The organism is Streptomyces sp. NPDC028305 (genome assembly GCF_055569495.1).
Map to the genome: position 1 here is coordinate 74,865 of NZ_JBVHTN010000013.1, position 19,655 is coordinate 94,519.

Annotated in this window: 21 protein-coding genes; 7 read left to right on the forward strand and 14 right to left on the reverse strand. The window is 70.6% G+C overall.

All coding sequences use genetic code 11. From position 1 onward, the window contains the following. Window positions 1-24 precede the first annotated feature (24 nt). The 8 genes from ACZ4WQ_RS43525 to clpS form a co-directional block, all read right to left on the reverse strand. A complete protein-coding gene (locus ACZ4WQ_RS43525) occupies window positions 25-777 on the reverse strand; it encodes an MBL fold metallo-hydrolase (RefSeq protein WP_311727311.1) in 753 nt (250 codons plus the stop codon). Between the two features lie 218 nt (window positions 778-995). Continuing rightward, window positions 996-1,946 (reverse strand): PLP-dependent cysteine synthase family protein, encoded by a 951-nt coding sequence (locus ACZ4WQ_RS43530; protein ID WP_468022856.1) that lies wholly within the window; start codon window positions 1,944-1,946, stop codon window positions 996-998. Then, window positions 1,946-2,224, reverse strand: a complete 279-nt coding sequence (locus ACZ4WQ_RS43535; protein ID WP_311727313.1) for a MoaD/ThiS family protein — start codon at window positions 2,222-2,224, stop codon at window positions 1,946-1,948. The genes ACZ4WQ_RS43530 and ACZ4WQ_RS43535 overlap by 1 nt, the downstream gene beginning before the upstream one ends. A gap of 109 nt (window positions 2,225-2,333) precedes the next feature. Next, window positions 2,334-2,447 (reverse strand): putative leader peptide, encoded by a 114-nt coding sequence (locus ACZ4WQ_RS43540; protein ID WP_311727314.1) that lies wholly within the window; start codon window positions 2,445-2,447, stop codon window positions 2,334-2,336. 91 nt (window positions 2,448-2,538) lie between these two features. Then, a complete protein-coding gene (locus ACZ4WQ_RS43545) occupies window positions 2,539-2,964 on the reverse strand; it encodes a M67 family metallopeptidase (protein ID WP_311727315.1) in 426 nt (141 codons plus the stop codon). 88 nt (window positions 2,965-3,052) lie between these two features. Beyond that, window positions 3,053-4,510, reverse strand: a complete 1,458-nt coding sequence (locus ACZ4WQ_RS43550) for an amino acid permease (RefSeq protein ID WP_468022857.1) — start codon at window positions 4,508-4,510, stop codon at window positions 3,053-3,055. Between the two features lie 197 nt (window positions 4,511-4,707). Beyond that, the gene (locus ACZ4WQ_RS43555) at window positions 4,708-5,337 is read right to left on the reverse strand and encodes a DUF2017 domain-containing protein (protein WP_311727318.1); all 630 of its coding nucleotides are present in this window, start codon (window positions 5,335-5,337) and stop codon (window positions 4,708-4,710) included. Further along, window positions 5,337-5,648 carry an ATP-dependent Clp protease adapter ClpS gene (gene clpS, locus ACZ4WQ_RS43560; RefSeq protein ID WP_311727319.1) on the reverse strand — a complete coding sequence of 104 codons (312 nt, stop codon included), beginning with the start codon at window positions 5,646-5,648 and terminating at the stop codon, window positions 5,337-5,339. The genes ACZ4WQ_RS43555 and clpS overlap by 1 nt, the downstream gene beginning before the upstream one ends. A 111-nt stretch (window positions 5,649-5,759) precedes the next feature. Here clpS and ACZ4WQ_RS43565 point away from each other — a divergent pair, with 111 nt between their 5' ends. Further along, window positions 5,760-7,094, forward strand: a complete 1,335-nt coding sequence (locus tag ACZ4WQ_RS43565; protein ID WP_311727320.1) for a nicotinate phosphoribosyltransferase — start codon at window positions 5,760-5,762, stop codon at window positions 7,092-7,094. 350 nt (window positions 7,095-7,444) lie between these two features. Beyond that, window positions 7,445-8,029 (forward strand): nicotinamidase, encoded by a 585-nt coding sequence (locus ACZ4WQ_RS43570; protein WP_311727321.1) that lies wholly within the window; start codon window positions 7,445-7,447, stop codon window positions 8,027-8,029. A gap of 20 nt (window positions 8,030-8,049) precedes the next feature. Here the strand turns inward: ACZ4WQ_RS43570 and ACZ4WQ_RS43575 are convergent, their stop codons facing one another. Both ACZ4WQ_RS43575 and ACZ4WQ_RS43580 read right to left on the reverse strand, forming a co-directional pair. Beyond that, complete coding sequence (locus tag ACZ4WQ_RS43575; RefSeq protein ID WP_089512381.1) at window positions 8,050-8,361, reverse strand: hypothetical protein; 312 nt, start codon at window positions 8,359-8,361, stop codon at window positions 8,050-8,052. Window positions 8,362-8,492: 131 nt separating this feature from the next. Further along, a complete protein-coding gene (locus ACZ4WQ_RS43580) occupies window positions 8,493-10,886 on the reverse strand; it encodes an immune inhibitor A domain-containing protein (RefSeq protein ID WP_385340337.1) in 2,394 nt (797 codons plus the stop codon). Window positions 10,887-11,217: 331 nt separating this feature from the next. Between ACZ4WQ_RS43580 and ACZ4WQ_RS43585 the strand changes: the two genes are divergently transcribed. After that, window positions 11,218-11,520, forward strand: coding sequence for a hypothetical protein (locus tag ACZ4WQ_RS43585; protein ID WP_311727323.1), 303 nt, complete (start codon window positions 11,218-11,220; stop codon window positions 11,518-11,520). 25 nt (window positions 11,521-11,545) lie between these two features. On the opposite strand, the gene ACZ4WQ_RS43590 is transcribed toward ACZ4WQ_RS43585, so the two are convergent. The 3 genes from ACZ4WQ_RS43590 to ACZ4WQ_RS43600 form a co-directional block, all read right to left on the reverse strand. Continuing rightward, a complete protein-coding gene (locus tag ACZ4WQ_RS43590) occupies window positions 11,546-12,046 on the reverse strand; it encodes an RDD family protein (protein ID WP_311727325.1) in 501 nt (166 codons plus the stop codon). Between the two features lie 67 nt (window positions 12,047-12,113). Next, the gene (locus tag ACZ4WQ_RS43595; protein ID WP_468022858.1) at window positions 12,114-12,863 is read right to left on the reverse strand and encodes an RDD family protein; all 750 of its coding nucleotides are present in this window, start codon (window positions 12,861-12,863) and stop codon (window positions 12,114-12,116) included. Window positions 12,864-12,995: 132 nt separating this feature from the next. After that, window positions 12,996-14,822: an RDD family protein gene (locus ACZ4WQ_RS43600; protein ID WP_468022859.1), complete on the reverse strand. Its 1,827-nt coding sequence runs from the start codon at window positions 14,820-14,822 to the stop codon at window positions 12,996-12,998. A 424-nt stretch (window positions 14,823-15,246) separates the two neighbouring features. Here ACZ4WQ_RS43600 and ACZ4WQ_RS43605 point away from each other — a divergent pair, with 424 nt between their 5' ends. From ACZ4WQ_RS43605 to ACZ4WQ_RS43615, 3 genes are all read left to right on the forward strand, one after another. Next, on the forward strand, window positions 15,247-16,209 hold the full coding sequence (locus tag ACZ4WQ_RS43605) for a helix-turn-helix transcriptional regulator (protein WP_385340330.1): 963 nt from the start codon (window positions 15,247-15,249) through the stop codon (window positions 16,207-16,209). Window position 16,210: 1 nt separating this feature from the next. Then, on the forward strand, window positions 16,211-17,260 hold the full coding sequence (locus tag ACZ4WQ_RS43610; RefSeq protein WP_398368945.1) for an NAD(P)-dependent alcohol dehydrogenase: 1,050 nt from the start codon (window positions 16,211-16,213) through the stop codon (window positions 17,258-17,260). 95 nt (window positions 17,261-17,355) lie between these two features. Further along, window positions 17,356-18,528, forward strand: coding sequence for an abortive phage infection protein (locus ACZ4WQ_RS43615; RefSeq protein WP_468022860.1), 1,173 nt, complete (start codon window positions 17,356-17,358; stop codon window positions 18,526-18,528). 28 nt (window positions 18,529-18,556) lie between these two features. On the opposite strand, the gene ACZ4WQ_RS43620 is transcribed toward ACZ4WQ_RS43615, so the two are convergent. After that, on the reverse strand, window positions 18,557-18,955 hold the full coding sequence (locus ACZ4WQ_RS43620) for an SseB family protein (protein WP_311727331.1): 399 nt from the start codon (window positions 18,953-18,955) through the stop codon (window positions 18,557-18,559). 175 nt (window positions 18,956-19,130) lie between these two features. On the opposite strand from ACZ4WQ_RS43620, the gene ACZ4WQ_RS43625 reads away from it, so the two are divergent. Continuing rightward, entirely contained in the window at window positions 19,131-19,655 is a 525-nt protein-coding gene (locus ACZ4WQ_RS43625) for an AAA family ATPase (protein ID WP_311727332.1), read from the forward strand.

Here is a 19,655-nt window from a genome sequence, read left to right on the forward strand (position 1 = left end):
CCGCCGCCCGGGGTGGCCGCCGCCTCAAAGCTCGTAGACCGCGCCGGCCTTCGCCAGCTCGACCGGTCCGCCGAAGACCGCCTGCGCGTCCCGCTGGTTGATCTGGGGGTCCGTCCACGGCGGGATGTGCGTCAGCACCAGGGTGCCGACCCCGGCGCGCCGCGCGTGCTCCCCCGCCTGCCGCCCGTTGAGATGCAGCTCGGGGATGTCTTCCTTGCCGTGGGTGAACGCGGCCTCGCACAGGAACAGGTCGGCGCCCCGGGCGAGCTCCACCAGCGCCTCGCAGGGGCCGGTGTCGCCGGAGTAGACCAGTGACCGTCCACCGTGCTCGATGCGGAAGCCGAACGCCTCCACGGGGTGGCAGACCCGGGCGGTGCGGATGGTGAAGGGGCCGAGGGTGAAGGTGCCCGGGGTCAGCGTGCGGAAGTCGAAGACCTCCTGCATGGACTTCTCGTCGGGCACGTCCTCATAGGCCCGGACGAGCCGGCGCTCGGTGCCCTCGGGTCCGTAGACCGGGATCGCCTCGGCGCGTCCGCCGTCGTGCCGGTAGTAGCGGGCGACGAAGTACGCGCACATGTCGATGCAGTGATCGGGGTGCAGATGGGAGAGGAATACGGAGTCGAGGTCGTAGAGACCGCAGTGGCGCTGGAGCTCGCCGAGGGCGCCATTGCCCATGTCGAGCAGCAGCCGGTAGCCGTCGGCCTCTACGAGGTAGCTCGAGCAGGCCGATTCCGCGGACGGGAACGACCCTGAGCATCCGACGACGGTGAGCTTCATGAAGCAGGAACCTCCTCGGGGGGTCCCCATGCCGAAGGTCATGGGCGGGTGCAGGGGTCATGCGGTGCCCACGAGCGTAAGGCGCTAAAGCCCTGGTCGCTCCTCCACAGGCCCACGTTGTGGGCGGAATCACCAGGACGGCCGGGAACTGGCTTCCCGGCGGTCCCGGTCCGATCCACCCGCCCCCACAGCCCCAGCCCCCCGATTGCGGCCGCGGGCTACGCCCAGAGCTGGCCGTGCAGCGTCTCGATGGCCTCCTCGGTCGTGGCGGCGGTGTAGACGCCCGTCGACAGATACTTCCAGCCGCCGTCGGCGACGACGAAGACCACATCGGCGCTCTCGCCCGCCTGCACCGCCTTGCGGGCGACGCCGAGCGCGGCGTGCAGCGCGGCTCCCGTCGAGACGCCCGCGAAGATGCCCTCCTCGGCGAGGAGTTGCCGGGTGCGCGCCACCGCGTCCTCGGAGCCGACCGAGAAGCGGGTGGTCAGCACGGACTCGTCGTAGAGCTCGGGTACGAAGCCCTCGTCGAGGTTGCGCAGGCCGTAGACGACGTCGTCATAGCGGGGCTCGGCGGCCACGATCTGGATTCCGGGGATGTGCTCGCGCAGATAGCGGCCGACGCCCATCAGGGTCCCGGTGGTGCCGAGCCCGGCGACGAAGTGGGTGACCGACGGCAGGTCGGCCAGGATCTCCGGGCCGGTGGTGGCGTAGTGGGCGCCCGCGTTGTCGGCGTTGCCGTACTGGTAGAGCATCACCCAGTCCGGGTGCTCGGCGCTGAGCTCCTTGGCGACCCGCACGGCCGTGTTGGAACCCCCGGCGGCGGGCGAGGAGATGATCTCCGCGCCCCACATGGCGAGCAGCTGGCGCCGCTCCTCGCTGGTGTTCTCCGGCATGACGCACACGATGCGGTAGCCCTTGAGCTTGGCCGCCATGGCCAGCGAGATGCCGGTGTTGCCGGAGGTCGGTTCCAGGATGGTGCAGCCCGGTGCCAGCCGGCCGTCCTTCTCAGCCTGTTCGATCATGTGGAGCGCGGGGCGGTCCTTGATCGAGCCGGTCGGGTTGCGGTCCTCCAGCTTCGCCCAGATGTGGACGTCGGCGGAGGGCGAGAGCCTCGGCAGCCTGACGAGCGGCGTATTGCCGACCGCTGCCAGAGGGCTGTCGTACCGCATCAGACCCCGCCGCCCGCGACCGCCGGGAGGATCGTCACGCTGTCGCCGTCGGAGAGCTTGGTGGTGATGCCGTCGAGGAAGCGCACGTCCTCGTCGTTCAGGTAGACGTTGACGAAGCGGCGCAGCTCACCGTTCTGGAGCAGGCGCTCCTGGATGCCGGTGTGCCGGGTCTCGAGGTCGGCGAAGAGCTCGGCGATCGTGTTCCCGCTGCCCTCGACCGCCTTCTGGCCGTCGGTGTAGGTGCGGAGGATGGTCGGGATGCGGACCTCGATGGCCATGTGTGTGGGCTCCTGTCGGAGGGCGGGATTCAGGCCCTCCCGGACGGCGTCCGGGGGGAGGGTCGGTGCGCGCGGCGGGCGCGCGGGCGGGGGCGTGACTCCGCGGCGGTCAGGCGGCGGCCGGGCGCGGACACATCGCGCTGGCGAGCCGGCACAGGTCGACGTGGAGGCGCGCCACGAGCAGCATGCCCGGCGTCTTCTCGCTCACATCATCGACAACCATGGGGTCATCGTATCGATTCCCCCTCCCGCTTCCCGAGAGCCGTCCCGCGATGCGGGCGGCCACCGACCACGATGCGAGATATGGGGCCGCCTCAGTAGGCCTCGACGACCTTGACCTCCTCCTCGGTCACCTCTCCGTCCACGATCCGGAAGGACCGGAACTGGACCGGGCCCTCGTCGTTGCCGCACTCGGCGGTGGAGACCAGGACGTAGTGCGCGCCGGGCTCGTTGGCGTACGAGAGGTCGGTGCGGGAGGGGTAGGCCTCGGTGGCGGTGTGCGAGTGATAGATGACCACGGGTTCCTCGTCCCGGTCGTCCATCTCGCGGTAGAGCTTGAGTAGGTCGGTCGAGTCGAACTCGTAGAAGGTGGGCGAGCGGGCCGCGTTGAGCATCGGGATGAACCGCTCGGGGCGGCCGCTGCCGGCCGGACCGGCGATCACGCCGCAGGCCTCGTCGGGGTGGTCGGCGCGGGCGTGCGCGACGATCTGGTCATGGAGGGCCTGCGTGATGGTCAGCATGGCCAAAGAATAAGACGGGCTCCGGACCGTGAGATCCGGAGCCCGTCTGCCGAGACGAGGCCCGCCGCTACGTCGCGAGGCCCGTTCGCTACTGCGCCAGGCGCTCCGGCTCCGGGGCCGCGTCGGCCGCCCGCGGGCCGCGGTTCTTCAGGACCGCCCAGCCGACGGCCAGGCACACGGCCCAGACGGCGCCGACGTACAGCGAGATCCGGGCGTCCTTGTCGTAGGCGACGAGGCAGGTGACGAAGAGCAGGAAGATCAGCGCGACCCAGCTGAAGACCGCGCCGCCGGGGGCCGGGAAGGACGAGGCCCTCAGCCGTCCGGCGCGCACCGCGCCGCGGTAGCGGATGTGGCTGACCAGGATCATCGCCCAGGACCAGATGCCCGCGGCGGTGGCGACCGAGGTGACGTACCCGAAGGCCTTCTCCGGGACCAGGTAGTTCAGGACCACGCCGACGCCCATGAGGGCGACGGACAGGGTGATGCCGATGGCCGGGGTCTTGCGGGCGTTGAGCTTGCCGAACGCCTTCGGGGCCTCGCCGTTGGAGGCCAGGTCGCGCAGCATCCGGCCGGTCGAGTACATGCCGGAGTTGCAGGACGACAGGGCCGCGGTGAGCACGACGAAGTTGACGATGCCCGCGGCGAAGGGGATGCCGATCACCGAGAAGGCGTGGACGAAGGGGCTCTCGTCCGCCGAGAACTCGGTCCACTTGACCACGGCGAGCAGGACCAGCAGGGCACCCACATAGAAGATGAGGATGCGCCAGGGCAGGGTGTTGATCGCCTTGGGCAGGGTCTTCTCGGGGTTCTCGGACTCGCCCGCGGTGACGCCGACCAGTTCGACGGCGATGTAGGCGAACATGACGCCCTGGAGGGTCATGAGGCTGTCGCCGATGCCGTTCGGGAAGATGCCGCCGTGCGACCAGAGGTTGGAGACGGAGGCGGTGTCACCGGCGTCGGAGAAGCCGAGGGTGAGTACGCCAAGACCGATGACGATCATGCCGATGATGGCGGTGACCTTGACCATCGAGAACCAGAACTCGACCTCGCCGAAGATCTTCACCGAGATCAGGTTGACCCCGAACAGCACCACCAGGAAGACCAGCGCGCTGACCCACTGCGGGATCGACGGGAACCAGAAGTGGATGTAGATGGCGGCCGCGGTGAGCTCGGCCATGCCGGTGACCACCCACATCAGCCAGTACGTCCAGCCGGTGACAAAGCCGAAGAACGGGCCGAGGAACTCCCGGGCGTACTCCGAGAAGGATCCGGTGACCGGCCGGTAGAGGAGCAGCTCGCCGAGCGCCCGCATGATGAAGAAGATGACCACGCCGGCGAGCGCGTACATGAGGATGATGCTGGGCCCGGCCTTGGCGATGTTCGCCCCGGCCTTCATGAAGAGCCCGACGCCGATGGCACCGCCGATGGCGATCATCTGGACCTGGCGGCTGCCCAGGCCCCGCTCGTAACCCTCTTCGGAAGTGGTACCCGCGGCCCCATCGCCGACAGCGTCGTCTCCAGGCCGATCGACCCGCACTGAGGTCATGGTTTGTACGCCTTTCTTCCTGTAGGGGGCTGGCGATCGTGAAGATTTATCACGGCGGCAACACTGATCGACACGGGTAGATGTGCGGTACACCACAGGAAGAAGCGGGCAAATAGGACCTCAGATGGCAAAGGCCCCCGTCATGGTGACGCGATCGTTATCCGGACTTGAGCATCCTCTAAACGAACACTCAGTGATCAGGGCATCAGCGTTTCGACGAGGGTCTCCTGGAGGCCGCCGAGCCAGAAGTACGCCATCACCATGGGTTTACGCGGATCGGAGTCCGGAAGCCGGAGCATTTCACCGCCGTCGTCCTCATCGGTGACCTCCAGCCGGGTGCCGATGGCCAGCCGCAGGTCGTTCAGGGCGCCGAGCCACTGCCGGGACTGCTCGGGCGAGAGCTCCAGCACGCCGGCCTCCGCCTCACCCCCCTCGGCCTCCGCCCCCGCCCCGGAGCCCTCGAGGGCGTCCAGGCCGCGCACCACCGCCAGGGCGTCCTCGCGCTTGCGGGCCCGCAGGTCGTTCTCGGTGTAGCGGCGGAACTCGGCCGAGGCGTCCAGCGCCGCGGCCTCCTCGTCGGCCCCCCGCTTCTGCCCGGGACCGCCGTACGCGTCCGGGAACAGCCGGGCGAGCGCCGGGTCCGCGGGCGGCTTGGTGGGCCCGTCGGCGAACAGCGCGTCCAGCGGGTCGCGCCCCTCCACCGGCTCCGTGCCGGGCCCGATCAGCTCCAGCAGCTGAACGGCCAGGCTGCGCAGGATGGAGATCTCCACCTCGTCCAGGGCCACCGTGGCCCCGCCGCCGGGCAGCGGCTCGAAGTGCCCCGCCATCAGCGGTCCTGCTGGAGAGTCGCCCACAGGCCGTACCCGTGCATCGCCTGCACGTCGCGCTCCATCTCCTCGCGGGTGCCGCTCGAGACGATCGCGCGGCCCTTGTGGTGGACGTCCAGCATCAGTCGGTGCGCCTTGTCCTTCGAATAGCCGAAGTACGTCTGAAAGACATACGTGACATAGCTCATGAGGTTGACCGGATCGTTGTGCACCACCGTGACCCACGGAACGTCAGGTTCGGGTACCGCCGAAGGCGCCTCGCTGGACTGGGGCCGTTCGATCTCCACCGGTGTCGCACTCACACCCCCCATGCTGCCACCCGGCATGGCCCGTCGCATAAACCGGCACCCCATCCGAACCGGCACCTCGTCCGGCACCAGAAATCGTCACTCTGACGAGTATCGGAGGTAGCATCATCCTCCATGAACACCGCTCACCTCGGGCTGCCGGTGGACGTGCCATCGACAGCGCTGTTCACCGACCGGTACGAACTGACCATGCTCCAGGCCGCACTGCGCGCCGGCACCGCCGACCGCCGCTCGGTCTTCGAGGTCTTCACCCGCCGCCTCCCCGAGGGACGGCGGTACGGCGTGGTCGGCGGCACCGGCCGGGTGCTGGACGCCGTGGAGAACTTCCGCTTCGACAGCGACGTCCTGGACTTCCTCGCCGACCAGCGGATCGTGGACGAACCGACGCTGGAATGGCTGGCCGGCTACCGCTTCCGCGGCGACATCTGGGGCTACCCGGAGGGCGAGGTCTACTTCCCCGGCTCGCCGATCATGCGCGTCGAGGGCAGCTTCGGCGAGGCCGTCCTGCTGGAGACAGTGATCCTCTCCATCCTCAACCACGACTCCGCGGTCGCCGCCGCGGCCTCCCGGATGTCCGTGGCCGCGGGCGGCCGGCCGCTGATCGAGATGGGCGCGCGCCGCACCCACGAGCTGTCCGCCGTCGCCTCGGCCCGCGCCGCGTACGTCGGAGGCTTCGCCTCCACCTCCGATCTGGCCGCCGGGTTCCGCTACAAGATCCCGACCGTGGGCACCAGCGCGCACGCCTTCACCCTGCTGCACGACTCCGAGCGGGACGCCTTCACCGCACAGGTCGCCTCCCTCGGCAGCGCCACCACCCTCCTGGTCGACACCTTCGACGTCGCCGAGGCGGTGCGCACCGCCGTCGAGGTCGCGGGCACCGAGCTGGGCGCGGTCCGGATCGACTCCGGCGACCTGCTGCTCCTCGCCCACCGGGTGCGCCATCAGCTCGACGAGCTCGGCGCCAAGAACACCAAGATCGTGGTCACCAGCGACCTCGACGAGTACGCCATCGCCTCGCTCGCGGCCGCGCCCGTGGACGCGTACGGGGTCGGCACCCAGCTGGTCACCGGCAGCGGGCACCCGACCTGCTCGATGGTCTACAAGCTGGTCGCCCGGGCCGAATCCGACGCCCCGGGGGCGCCGCTGCGCCCCGTGGCGAAGAAGTCCATGGGCTCCAAGACCTCGGTCGGCGGCCGCAAGTGGGCCGCCCGGCGGCTGGACGCGGACGGCATGGCCGAGGCCGAGGTGGTCGGCAGCGGCCCGGTCCCGCCGGGGCTAGCGGACCGGCAGCTGCTGGCCGAGCTGGTGCGCGAGGGCGAGGTCGTGGCCCGCGAGCCGCTGGACGCGGCGCGGGACCGGCACGTGGCGGCGCGGGCGGGGCTGCCGATGTCGGCGACCCAGCTGTCGCGCGGCGAGCCGGTCATCCCGACGGAGTACGCGATGGGGTGACCCCGGGGACCCCCGCCGGGGAACCGGGGCGGCGCGGCCGGAGACGGCCCTGCGCGGGGCCCTGATGCCGCGCCCGGGCAGGGCGCATGGCAGGGCGCAACGCGGCGCGCGGAGACGGCGTGCACACCGGCCGATGCGGCGCGTGCGCCTGGCCTCGCGCCCGGCCGCCGTATCGTGCCGGAGCACGATCCCACCGGCCCGGTGGCCGCCCCCCGCCCACTCCCGCAAACCAGGCCGAGTCTCTACCCTCGGTTACATCCACAGCAGCCGGCAGACCACTAGCACACCAAACCGCTTCGGGCCGAGTCGCTTACCGGTCCTCATCTGATCCCAGCCGGAAGGCGCACGCCATGCACCGGGCACTGATCGTCGTCGACGTCCAGAACGACTTCTGCGAGGGGGGCAGCCTCGCGGTCCAGGGCGGCGCGGATGTCGCCGCCGCCATTACGGATCTCATCGGGGAGGCGACGCCCGGTTACCGCCATGTCGTCGCCACCCGGGACCACCACATCGACCCCGGGGACCATTTCTCCGACAATCCCGATTACGTGCGCAGCTGGCCGCCGCACTGCGTGGCGGGCACCGAGGGCAGCGGCTTCCACCCGAACTTCGCGCCCGCCGTGGCCTCCGGGGCCATCGACGCGGTCTTCGACAAGGGCGCGTACGAGGCGGCGTACAGCGGCTTCGAGGGCGCCGACGAGAACGGCATGCCGCTGGCGCGGTGGCTGCACGAGCGCGGGGTGACCGAGGTGGACGTGGTCGGCATCGCCACGGACCACTGTGTGCGGGCCACGGCCCTGGACGCGCGCCGTGAGGGGTTCACGACGCACGTCCTGCTGGATCTGACCGCCGGGGTCGCCCAGCCGACCACGGAGCGGGCCCTGGAGGAGCTCCGGGAGGCGGGCGTGGAGCTCTCGGGCAAGCCGGTGGTCTGACCCCGACTGCCCCGTCCGGGCTATGCCGTCGCGGGCGGCCGCAGCAGCGCCGCGATGGGGTGCCACAGCTCCCCCACCCCGTACGGCGCCGTACGCCACACCAGGCCGTCCGGATGGTGCAGCACCGCCGTCACCTCGTCCGGTGTCGGCGGCGCGCTGTTCCCCCGCAGGTACACCGCCCGCAGTCCGAGATTGCGCAGCCTGGTCAGGGCGCGCTGGCGGTTCGCGGCGTGTACGAGCACCCGTACGCCGCCCTCGCCCAGCGGTCGCGGCAGGGTCAGTGCCACGACCACGCTGCCTCCCGGCAGCTTGGTGAATCCTCCGTCGGCCATGTGTCCATGTCCCCCGTGAGACGTCGTGTCAGCAAGAAAGGTCTAGGGGCATCTAAACGCGAACGGCCGCCGCCCGCTAGGGGGCGACGGCCGATGCCGCTCTGACCTGCGACGATGGCAGATCTATTGATCTATCTGGTGGACGGGGAGACCTGGACGGTCAGCGTGGAGGCGCCCGGGAGCTCCTTCAGGATGCTGATCTTGGTGTTGGTGTCAGCAACGCGCACCCCACCCGTCGGATTCGACTCGTACCAGTACGTACCCTTACGGTCATCGAAGACCGGTGTGCCCCGCTTCGCCGGAACCTTCGTCGCGACGCCGTTCTTGTGGAGCGTGAAGCCGTCCGTCGGGTACCGGCTGAAGGGCGAGTCGTACGCCTGGATCCGGTTGCGCATCAGCGTGCCGTCCGCCCAGGTGTGCGGGGTGGCGTGCGCGTCGACCGGCAGGATCCGGCCGGAACCGGCGTGCACGCCGACGTTGTTGTCCGGCTGCGAGGTGTCCCACTGCCAGATCAGCAGGCCGTTCTGGTAGGGGAAGTGCTCGACCCAGTCGGGCCGGCTGTTGAGCCAGCCGAAGTTGTACGGGCCGACCTTGAGCGTCTTGTCGTACGACACGTACTGGCGGTTCTCCGCGATGTAGTACTGCGGGTAGTCCTTGGAGAAGGACGCCCCGATGCGCGAGAAGCCGTTCGCGGTCCAGCCGTTGTCGTCGCCCTCGGCGCCGTCGGTGAGCACCGGCGCGCCGTCCGCCGTCAGGGTGATCGCGTCGGCCGCGAAGCCCGTCCCGGCCACGCCGCCGTCCGTCTGGTAGCGGAAGCGCAGATCGATCTTCTTGCCCGCGTAGGCGTCGAGCGGGAAGGAGAGCTTCTTGTACGCGCCCGAGGTCCCGGTCAGCGCGGGCTTGTCGCCGGCGTCGCGCGGGATGGACTTGCCGTCCGCCGTGCCGTCCACCGGCGTCCAGTTGGCGCCGCCGTCCGTGGACACCTCGGTGTAGAGGTAGTCGTAGTTGTCCTCGATCTCCCACCAACCCTGAAGGTCCAGGCTCGCCTTGGACTTGCCGGTCAGGTCGACCGACCGGGTCAGGGTGTTCTTGAGGTCGTCGCCCATGCCGCTCCACCACTGCTTGGAGCCCTCGGCGGGCTGCACGACCTCGGTGGTGACAGCCTTGTCGGGCAGCTGGACCACCAGCGCCTGCGGGTTCTTGGTGTTGTACTCGGCCACCCCGAGGGTGTGCCGGGACTTCGTCGCGGCCTTGGCCGTGTCGTAGTCCAGCCAGCCGAGCTGGAGCTTGTCCCAGGCGCTCATGTCGCCCGGCAGATCGCCGATGGCGTCCTCGCCGGTGCCCAGCCAGGAGCCGGAGGACATCAGCGACCAGAAGGCGACCGACGACTCGCCCCTGCCGGTGGTGTCGTACTCGTCCGGCAGGCCCAGGTCGTGGCCGTACTCATGGGCGAAGACGCCCAGCCCGCCGTTCTCCGGCTGCATGGTGTAGTCGCCGACCCAGATGCCGGTGTCGCCGATCTGCGCGCCGCCGGCCTTGTTCTCCCCGGGGCCGGTCCGCCCCGCGTCGGTGCCGTACGCGTACCAGCGGTGGGCCCAGATCGCGTCCGTGCCCTGGGCGCCGCCGCCCGCCGACTCGTCCTCACCGGCGTGGACGATCTGGAAGTGGTCGATGTAGCCGTCGGGCTCGTTGAAGTTGCCGTCGTTGTCGTAGTCGTAGCGGTCCCACTGGTCGTACTTCGCCAGGTCCGCCTTGATCTCGTCGTCGCTGCGGCCGGCGGCCTTCTGGTCCTTGGCCCACTGGTTCACGCCGTCGCGGATCAGGTCCCAGGCGTTGGCGCAGTTGGTGTCGCCGCAGTAGTTGGAGCCGTACCGGGCCTCGTTCCAGTCGACCTTGACCCAGTCGGAGACCTCGCCGTCCACCGAGTAGCGGCCCGAGGACTGCTTCTCGTAGTACTTCTTCAGCGACTCCTTCCCCTTTTCGTCGGAGAAGTAGAGGTCCTGGAAGTGCTCGCGGTTGTAGTCCTTCTGCCAGGCCGTGCTGTTGTCGTTGGCACGGTCCGGCTCGGCGATCGTGTTGTGCGCCGGGCCCGGCTCGCCGCCGTACTTCTTCACCGGCGGCTCGGGGCCGTCCGGGCCGTCCGGGTCGTACATGGTGGTGTCGTCGACCTTGTCGCCGAACTCGACCAGGATGGTGAAGATCTTGTCGGTCTTCTCCCGGGCCAGCTCGACGTACTTCCCCTTGCCGAGCTTCACCACCTGGGACGCGCCGCGCCGGTCCGCCTTCGCGTCCCCGGATATCACCTGTTGCAGCGCCTCTTGCCGCTGCGCCTCCTGCTGCTTGCTGTAAGGCCCGGCCAGGTCGTGCTCGACGTCGGTCTTCGCGGGCGCGGGGTCGTGGCGTTCCACGCGCGTAGACGAACCGTCGTTCGCCTGGGCCGCTCCGGTCGACAGGGCCGCCGCGCCGAGCGCGGCAACGACGGTGGCGATGGCGGCCGATCTCACGGCCCTCCGTTGGCTGCTCACTCTTCTCCAGTCCTCCCCAGTGAAACCAGTGCGGGACATTTGACCGGAGAGGCAGGAGAAAAGACAGCCCTTGACTTGGGCAGACGAGACAAGTACGTTTCCGGGCCCACCCTTACCGCATTTCGGACGCCAACCGGCTTGGCCGTCTCACCAGTTGAAACGTCGTAGGGCCCCGTGCGCCCGTGCGCCCCCCATGCAACGGCGTCGTGGGTCAGGTCACGCTTACTCGCGTTCCCCCTCGGGCATTCAGCACCGTAGAGTCATTTTGCCGGTGCACACCCGTATGACTCATGCCCCCCGCATAGTCGTTGCCTCGAGGACGGATCCAGCCATGCCGCGTCCGACTCCTGCCCAGTTCGCCTACGGTTCGGCCACCGTCGTCTTGTCGACTTTCGCCATGCTGCTGCTGTCCCAGTCGCGTTCGGGTCTCGGGGTCACGGTGATCGCCGTGGCCGGGCTGGCGCTGGGGCTCCTCGTCGCCCTCACGGTGCCGATGCCCGGCACCCCGCGCGCCGGCCGCGCGGCGACAGCGCGGACGAACCGCACGGTGCCGGTACCCGCGCCGCGGACCCCCGCACACGCCCACGCCGAGCCCGTGGAGCCGCGGGTCAGCGAGCACTCGCTGCACGGCTGACGTCGCGCGGCGACGGCCGGTATCGCTAGGCCGCCACCACCACGGTTTTGGCCGCCTTGTCGTGCAGACACTGGCGCAGCGGCTGATCCCAGGTGCACCACAGAACGTTGAGCAGCCAGAACAGCGTGCCCACCAGCAGCGGGATCAACATCCCCGGCAGTACGTACACCACGGCCCGCACCCAGCCCTGGCGGCCCGGGACATCCCCGTCCGCCAGCATCGCCACCCGGATGCGCAGCGCCTTCTTGCCCAGCGTCTGACCGCTGCGGGCCAGCATCACGCCTTCGTATACGAAGTAGACCGCCATGGTGATCACCAGCGCGAGGGTCACCTTGCCGATGTCCTGCTCGCCGGGGTTGTCCATGGAGTACTTGAGCGCGCCGGTCGCGGCGAGCGCCACGGTCCAGATGGCGCCGAGGATCAGGGTGTCGACCAGCCGGGCGACGAAGCGCTGGCCGGGGGTCGCCGGCGGCGGCATTCCTACGGGGCGGTTGTACTGCGGATACGACAGCTGGTCGGGGCTCATGCCCCGATTACACCAGCAGGCCACGGACGGCGGATAGCTCGGGGCGATGGATCGCGGGGACGGTGGCTCAGGAGGGCACGGAGACGACGACCGTCTTGGCGACCTTGTCGTGCAGACACTGGTGGTACGGCCGGTCCCAGGTGCACCACAACACATTGATCAGCCAGAAGATGAAGCCGCAGCACGGCACGATCTCCGGCAGGGAGTACGTACCGGCGCGCAGCCAACCCGGCTGGCCGGCCGGGATCTCCCCGTTCTCCAGCATCGCGACGCGGATCTTCATGACCTTCTTGCCCACCGTCTGGCCGTACTTGGTCAGCATCAGCCCCTCATAGACGAAGTAGACGAGGGCGTAGACGATCGTCATGACGGTCGCCTCGTCGTTGTTGTTCACCGGGTCGTAATCGCCCACCAGCACGGCCAGGACCAGCCCGACCGGGATGCCCACGATCAGCGCGTCGATGATCCGGGCGACGAGGCGACGGCCGCGGTTCGCGAGCGGGGGCATGCCCGCGAGCGGGTCGGCGCTGCCGTGAGGACCGCCGTACGCGTCGCCGTAGGGCGAGCCGTACGAGGGCGGCGGCTGCTGCTTGGCGAACGACTCGCCCTCCGGCTGCTCGCCCGCCCCAGCCTGGCCCGGCCCCGGCTCGCCCGGCCCCGGCTCGCCCAGACCCTGTTCGCTCGGGCCCGGCTGATCCGGCCGTGCCTGCTCCGGCCCCTGCTGACCTGGCCCCGGCTGACTTGGCCCCGGCTCGCTCGGCCGGGGCTCATTGGGCCGGGGCTCGTCGGGCTCCGGCGTCGGCTGGTCGGTGCTCATGGCCCGAGTCGACCCCGGAGCCGGGACCGCCGCATCCGGCGCGCTCCGTTCGGGCGAGCGGGATGGACCGTACGAGTCAGCGCCCCGTGACCTCGGTAACCGACCCGGGCCCGTACACCGACGCGGGGCCGCTCAGCCGCGCCCCGCCACGAAGGTGCGCGCCGCCTTGTCGTGCCAGCACTGCCGCCATGGGCGGTCGAACAGGCACCACAGCACGTTGAAGACCCCGATCACCAGCAGCCAGAGCACCCCGTACACCAGCCAGCGGCGCAGCGCGGCGCCGAACGAGGGGCTGTCGTGCCCCTCGATGTCCAGGACCCGCACCCCGCACAGCTTCTTGCCCAGCGTGGCACCCCACTTGGCGGTCGGCAGCGCCTCGTAGATCAGCCCGACCACGAGCAGCAGGCCGAGCACCACCCCGAGGTAGACGCCCGTCGTGCCGTCCAGCCAGTAGACGGTGACGGTCTCGCCGGTCAGCTTGGCGCGCTCCACCTTCTCGTCGAAGTGGTCGCTCGCCTTGGTCCACAGCGGATACGCGGCCGCGCCGACGACACCGAGGAGTACGGCGGAGTCGATGATCCGGGCCAGGAGGCGACGGCCGAGGGCGGCGGGCCGCCCCTGGGCCTGGGCGGCCCGCTGGAAGGGGTTGTCGACGGGGGGCTTCCACGGAATGACGCCCTCCGGCGCACCGCCCTGCGCCCCGGGGGGCGGGGCGGCGCCAGGCGCGGGCTGCTGCGCGAGCTGCCGCACCTGCTGCTGCCACCCTGGCTGGGGCTGCGGCTGCGGCTGCGGGTGGGCCTGCGGCTGCGGCTGGGGCTGGGGCTGGGGCTGGGGCTGAGGGTGGGCCTGCGGCTGCGGCTGGTGCCGGGCCGCGGGCGCGCCGCCCTGAACGGGGACGCCGCCGCCGGGGACCCCGCCCGGGCCCTGCGCGGGAGCGCCACCGGGGAGCACGACGCCACCTTGTGGGGGCAGCGCACCCGGGCCCTGCGCGGGAGCGGCGGGAGCGGCCCCACCGGGCTGCCCACCGGGCTGCGCGGGGTTCGCCGCACCACCGCCCTGCTTCGGGGCACCGCGCCCGAGAGCGCGGATCGTCATGGTGCCGTCGTCGCGCGTGGGCGCGCCGCCGCCCGCACCCGGTCCGGCCTGGCCGGGCCGGACCGCGCGGATGGAGATCGTGCCGTCCCCGCCGGTCGTACGCCCACCACCGGGCGTGTCCTCCGGGCCCGGCGGCTCCGCCGGGGGCAGCTCCGGGGCCCGCCGGGCGGGCGGCAGGGCCTGCGCGGACGCGGGCGGTTCGGCACCGCCGGCACCGCCGGGGCCACTGTCACCACCCGGACCGCTGACGGCCCGGCGCGGATCGGGCACCCCCGGCCTGGCGGGCCCGCCGGGCCCCGAGCCCCGGGGTCCCGCCCCGGCCTCGGCCGGGTCCGAGCCCCAGGAGACGCGGCGGTCCTGTTCGCCGCCGAAGCCGGACTGCCGGGACGCGTCCGCCTGCCAGGCCGACGCGGGCTCCGGCCGGGTGCCGTGCAGCCGCTGCGGGTCGTTCCAGTCCATGGCGGCCGGAGTCGCGCCGCCCACGCCCGGGGACGGCGGCACCTGCTCGGGCCCCTGCCCGCTCCGCGCGTCGGGCCGCACCTCCGGCCGCCCGTCCCCTCGTACGTCCATCTCGCCGCGCGGACGCAGCTCGGGCAGCGCCGCCCGGCCGCTGTCCCCGGCGGGCGGAGGCTCCTCGTCCAGATACATGGGGCCGGTCTCGTCCGGCAGGGGCGCGGTGACGTGCGTGTAGGTCACCCCGGGCGGCGGGGCGGGCATGGCCTCGCCCACACCCGGCGCGGGCCGGCTGGTGCCGGGCACCCAGGCGGCGCCGTTCCAGTAACGGATGTAGTTGGGGATGGACGGATCCGGATAAAAGCCAGGAATGGAGGTGCCGTCCGCGGATCCTGAGGTAGGGGCGCTCATGATCTCCGATGTCCCGTATCTGCTCGGCCGTGCTGTGCTGCGCCGCGCCTGTGAGGTGCGTCGCGGTGGGGGGCGACAAGCAGTCTGCCGTACAAGAGCCGCAGTGCAACACGGAGCGCGCTGTCAAGGTCTATCAGACCGGCCCGGGGGCCGTAGCCCTCACCGGCGGGCACCACTCTCCCGTGCGAGCGCGCCACCACCGCACAAGCGGACGTCTCCGCGCCGTACGAGCGGACCCACGCCGCACGAGCCGCCCCCGCCGTACGCCCGCGAGGCCGCGCCGTACCCCCGCGGGGCCCCGGCGGGGCCCGGACCGGCCGGGGGCCGGCCGACTGGTTCCGGCCTGCCTAGGTCCGGCGCCCCTAGGTCCAGCAGACCTACGTTGGCACGGCCGCACGCCTCTCGGGCCGCGAATACTTGAAACATGGACCGCAACACCGAGCTCAGTGAATTCCTGCGCACCCGCAGGGCTCGGCTGCGCCCTGAGGACGCGGGCGTGAGCCTGACCACCTCCGGCCCCCGCCGGGTGCCGGGGCTGCGCCGCGAGGAGCTGGCGCAGCTGGCCGGGGTGAGCACGGACTACTACACGCGGCTGGAACAGGGCCGCCATCTGAATGTCTCGGAGGCGGTACTGGACGCCGTCGCCCGGGCCCTGCGCCTGAACGACACCGAGCGTGCGTACCTCTTCGAGCTGGCCAAGCCACGGCCCCGCCGCGCCCAGCGCCGCCGGCCGCCCCGCCCCCAGCGGGTGCGGCCCGGGGTGTACCGCCTGCTCCAGACGCTGGACGCGGCGGTCTCGCCCGCGTTCGTGCTCGGGCGCAGGAGCGATGTGCTGGCCTCCAACCGGCTGGCCCGTGCGCTGATCGTCGACTTCGACGCGCTGCCGTACCGCGAGCGGAACATGATCCGCTTCATGTTCCTCGACCCGGCGGCCCGCGAGCTCTACGGCGAGTGGGAGAACTACGCGTCGGAGATGGTGGCCGGTCTGCGGCTCCAGGCGGGCCGCAACGCCGATGACCCGGTCCTCACCGAGCTGGTCGGCGAGCTGACGATCAAGAGCCCGGAGTTCCGTACGTGGTGGGCCGACCACAACGTGCGGGAGAAGACCCACGGCGTCAAGATCTACCACCACCCGCTGGTCGGGGAGATGACGCTGTCCTACGAGAACGTGGCCTTCCCCGGCGATGCCGACCAGGCGCTGTGCATATACACGGTCGAGCCCGGATCCCCCTCGGAGGAGGCTCTGCGGCTGCTCGCCAACTGGACCGCACCCTCGCCCGACCGCCCCGCGGCCCCTTCATCCCCTTCCCTTTCCCCGTCCCCTCCCCCCACCCCTTCCGTATATCGGAACCCCACATCCGAGAACCCCACTCAGGGAGATCACTGATATGACCACCAGCGTCACCGCCTACGCGGCCCCGGCCCCCAAGGCCCCGCTGGAGCGCACCACCATCGAGCGCCGCCCGGTCGGCGAGCACGACATCCTGATCGAGATCGCGTACGCCGGCATCTGTCACTCCGACATCCACCAGGCCCGTGAGGAGTGGGGCACCGCCCTGTTCCCGATGGTGCCGGGCCATGAGATAGCGGGCGTCGTCACCGAGGTCGGCTCCGGCGTCACCAAGTACGCCGTCGGCGACCGGGTCGGCGTGGGCTGCTTCGTCGACTCCTGCCGCGAGTGCGAGAACTGCCTGGCGGGCGAGGAGCAGTTCTGCCTCAAGGGCGAGGTGGCGACGTACAACGGCAAGGAGTACGACGGCTCCCCCACCTACGGCGGCTACAGCACGCACATCGTGGTCGACGAGAACTACGCGGTGCGCATCCCCGACGGCCTCTCCCTCGATGTCGCCGCCCCGCTGCTGTGCGCCGGCATCACCCTCTACTCGCCCCTGGACCACTGGAACGCCGGTCCCGGCAAGAAGGTCGCCATCGTGGGCCTCGGCGGCCTCGGCCACATGGGCGTGAAGATCGCCCACGCCATGGGCGCGGAGGTCACCGTCCTGTCCCAGTCCCTCCGCAAGAAGGACGACGGCCTGCGCCTGGGCGCCGACCACTTCTACGCGACGAGCGACGAGTCGACTTTCGCCGAGCTGGCCGGCTCCTTCGACCTCATCATCAACACGGTCTCGGCGAACATCCCGCTGGACGCGTACCTCTCGCTGCTGAAGCGGGACGGCACGATGGTGCACGTGGGCGGCCCGGAGTTCCCGAGCTCCTTCCACCAGTTCTCGCTGATCATGGGCCGTAAGTCGATGGCGGGCTCGAAGATCGGCGGCATCCGGCAGACGCAGGAGATGCTGGACTTCTGCGCCGGGCACGGCTTCGGTGCGGAGATCGAGGTGATCACCGCTGACCAGATCAACGAGGCCTACGAGCGGGTCGTGAGCAGCGATGTGCGGTACCGGTTCGTGATCGACATCGCGTCGCTGAAGGGCTAGCCGACTGCGCTTTGGTCTGTGCGTCTGCGACTTAAGTCGCAGACGCACAGACCTTTGGCCGACGACAGGGCGGGCCGCCGCTCCCGAAACTGGTGATGGGTCGCAGACAGCAGGCCCGGACACCAGGGGGAGACACAGTGCGGAGCAAGGGAATCAGCCGGGCGAGTTTTCTGGCGGGGGCGGGATCCGTGGGGGCCGTAGCGGCGTCGGGTGCGGCGGGGGCGCTGCTGACACCGGGCCGGGCCGAGGCGCGCAGTCGCCGCAGCCCGGCCGGCCTGACCTACCGGGGCGTGTCGTACGAGGTCATCGACGGCGACACACCGGCGACCAGCTGGAGCGCCGCGAGGATGCGCAAGGACATCCGGACCATCGGAGACGAGCTGCACGCCAGTTCCGTCTCGGTCTTCGGCACCGGTATCGACCGGCTCAAGGCCACCTCTTCGGAGGCGGCGGAGCGCGGGCTGCATATCTGGCTCCAGCCGCGCCTGGCGGACGTCTCCCATCAGGACATCCTCGACCACTTGGCGGAGACCGGCAGGCACGCCGAGCACCTGCGGCGCCAGGGCGCGCGGGTCCATCTCAGCGTGGGCGCCGAGTTCGTGCTGTTCGTCCCGGGCATCGTGCCGGGTGACAACGCGCTTGAGCGCGTCAAGAACATGCTCAGCGGAAACTTCGACCCCGAGAAGATGGTGCGCCGGCTGCGCGAGTTCACCGCGCGGGCCGCGAAGGTCGGCAGGTCCGTCTTCAAGGGCCGGATGACGTACGGCGCGGCGCAGGACGAAGAGGTCGACTGGGACCTGTTCGACATCGTCAGCGTCAACTACTACTCATACTTCCCGGACCGGGCCGACTACGTCCGTGAGCTCACGCCGTTCCTGCGCCGGCGCAAACCGGTCGTCATCTCCGAGTTCGGCACCTGCACCTTCAAGGGCGCCCCGGAGCAGGGCGGCATGGGCTGGTACGTGGTCGACTACGACAAGGATCCCCCGGAGATCATCGGCGATCCGGTGCGCAGCGAGCGGACGCAGGCCACGTATCTCACCGACCTGCTCGATGTCTTCGAGTCCATGAACCTCTACGCGGCCTTGGTGTACCAATTCGTCGCCCCCGACAACCCGCACCGGGCCAGCCCGCGCTACGACCTCGACCTGGCGAGCTACGGCATCGTCAAGCCGATCTGGAAGACCTTCGAGGACGCGACGCCTCGCTGGCACTGGGAACCGAAGGAAGCGTTCCACGCAGTGGCCCGGCACTATGCCCGCCACTGAAGCGAAGGGCCGGTGTGCCCGTCCCCGCTCACCCAGCGGGACGCGTCAGCAGGGTCCGTACGCCACCGCCCGTGAGGGTCACCTCTTCCGGCGCGCCCGCGTCGATGGTCAGCGAGAGCTCGTCGGAGGGCCAGCCCTGGGCCAGGGCGCCCAGCGGCACCCGGTGGTAGCGGTGGATCTGCGGCAGGGCCTGGTGCATGCGGTCCGGGGTGGTGAAGACCGGCACGAGCTGGGCGCCGTCTTCCTGTTCGAGCACGGGCAGGGTCACGGCCCCTGGGTCCGTGTCCTCTGTGGCATCGGCGGCAGGGAGCAGCACTTCGCTGTTGGCAAGGGTGTCCAGCGCCGAATCGTCCGCGCGGGCGGCCGCCAGTTCGCCGAGGGCGTGTTGGGTGGCGGAAACGGTGTTGTCATCGGGGAGGTCGGTCATGATTCCGTCCAGCGGTCGGGGTGACATATGTCCGGGTTCTGGAGGCGAGTACCCGACCCCGTGGCGCTGACACATCCCGCGTCGGTGCGCTGCGCGCAGACCGGGCACTCGACTATACGTTCGAATACTGGCGATCCACAGCGTCGGCGCCCGCACGGCGCTAGCGTTGGGGCCCATGATCGTATGGCTCAATGGCACCCACGGCGCAGGCAAGACGACGACCAGTGCGCTCGTGCAGCAGCTGATCCCGGATTCACGGGTGTTCGACGCCGAGAAGGTCGGCGAGACACTCATGAACATCACGCCGGGGCTGCCCGTGACGGACAACTTCCAGAACTGGCCGCCGTGGCGGCCGCTCGTCGTCGAGACCGCCCGCCGCGTGCTCGACTACACCGGCGGCACCCTGGTGATGCCCATGACCGTCCTGGTCGAGGAGTACTGGCGCGAGATCAGCGCGGGCCTCGCCCAACACGCCATCCCGATCAGGCACTTCGTCCTCCACGCCGACCAGGACACCCTCCGCGGGCGCATCGCGGGCGACACCGTCGTCGGCCCCAACTCCCCGTTCCGTCTCCAATACCTCGAGCCCTACGCCGAGGCGGCCCGCACATGGCTCCACGACGAGGCCGAGGTCGTCGACACCACGCACCTCACACCCGCCCAGGCCGCCCTACAGATCGCAGAGGCCGTCAAGGGCTGA

Bases quoted from the DNA above. Each gene is read 5' to 3' on its own strand.
- ACZ4WQ_RS43525 (WP_311727311.1), bottom strand. From the start codon at position 777: ATGAAGCTCACCGTCGTCGGATGCTCAGGGTCGTTCCCGTCCGCGGAA.
- ACZ4WQ_RS43530 (WP_468022856.1), bottom strand. From the start codon at position 1,946: ATGCGGTACGACAGCCCTCTGGCAGCGGTCGGCAATACGCCGCTCGTC.
- ACZ4WQ_RS43535 (WP_311727313.1), bottom strand. From the start codon at position 2,224: ATGGCCATCGAGGTCCGCATCCCGACCATCCTCCGCACCTACACCGAC.
- ACZ4WQ_RS43540 (WP_311727314.1), bottom strand. From the start codon at position 2,447: ATGGTTGTCGATGATGTGAGCGAGAAGACGCCGGGCATGCTGCTCGTG.
- ACZ4WQ_RS43545 (WP_311727315.1), bottom strand. From the start codon at position 2,964: ATGCTGACCATCACGCAGGCCCTCCATGACCAGATCGTCGCGCACGCC.
- ACZ4WQ_RS43550 (WP_468022857.1), bottom strand. From the start codon at position 4,510: ATGACCTCAGTGCGGGTCGATCGGCCTGGAGACGACGCTGTCGGCGAT.
- ACZ4WQ_RS43555 (WP_311727318.1), bottom strand. From the start codon at position 5,337: ATGGCGGGGCACTTCGAGCCGCTGCCCGGCGGCGGGGCCACGGTGGCC.
- clpS (WP_311727319.1), bottom strand. From the start codon at position 5,648: ATGGGGGGTGTGAGTGCGACACCGGTGGAGATCGAACGGCCCCAGTCC.
- ACZ4WQ_RS43565 (WP_311727320.1), top strand. From the start codon at position 5,760: ATGAACACCGCTCACCTCGGGCTGCCGGTGGACGTGCCATCGACAGCG.
- ACZ4WQ_RS43570 (WP_311727321.1), top strand. From the start codon at position 7,445: ATGCACCGGGCACTGATCGTCGTCGACGTCCAGAACGACTTCTGCGAG.
- ACZ4WQ_RS43575 (WP_089512381.1), bottom strand. From the start codon at position 8,361: ATGGCCGACGGAGGATTCACCAAGCTGCCGGGAGGCAGCGTGGTCGTG.
- ACZ4WQ_RS43585 (WP_311727323.1), top strand. From the start codon at position 11,218: ATGCCGCGTCCGACTCCTGCCCAGTTCGCCTACGGTTCGGCCACCGTC.
- ACZ4WQ_RS43590 (WP_311727325.1), bottom strand. From the start codon at position 12,046: ATGAGCCCCGACCAGCTGTCGTATCCGCAGTACAACCGCCCCGTAGGA.
- ACZ4WQ_RS43595 (WP_468022858.1), bottom strand. From the start codon at position 12,863: ATGAGCACCGACCAGCCGACGCCGGAGCCCGACGAGCCCCGGCCCAAT.
- ACZ4WQ_RS43600 (WP_468022859.1), bottom strand. From the start codon at position 14,822: ATGAGCGCCCCTACCTCAGGATCCGCGGACGGCACCTCCATTCCTGGC.
- ACZ4WQ_RS43605 (WP_385340330.1), top strand. From the start codon at position 15,247: ATGGACCGCAACACCGAGCTCAGTGAATTCCTGCGCACCCGCAGGGCT.
- ACZ4WQ_RS43610 (WP_398368945.1), top strand. From the start codon at position 16,211: ATGACCACCAGCGTCACCGCCTACGCGGCCCCGGCCCCCAAGGCCCCG.
- ACZ4WQ_RS43615 (WP_468022860.1), top strand. From the start codon at position 17,356: ATGGGTCGCAGACAGCAGGCCCGGACACCAGGGGGAGACACAGTGCGG.
- ACZ4WQ_RS43620 (WP_311727331.1), bottom strand. From the start codon at position 18,955: ATGACCGACCTCCCCGATGACAACACCGTTTCCGCCACCCAACACGCC.
- ACZ4WQ_RS43625 (WP_311727332.1), top strand. From the start codon at position 19,131: ATGATCGTATGGCTCAATGGCACCCACGGCGCAGGCAAGACGACGACC.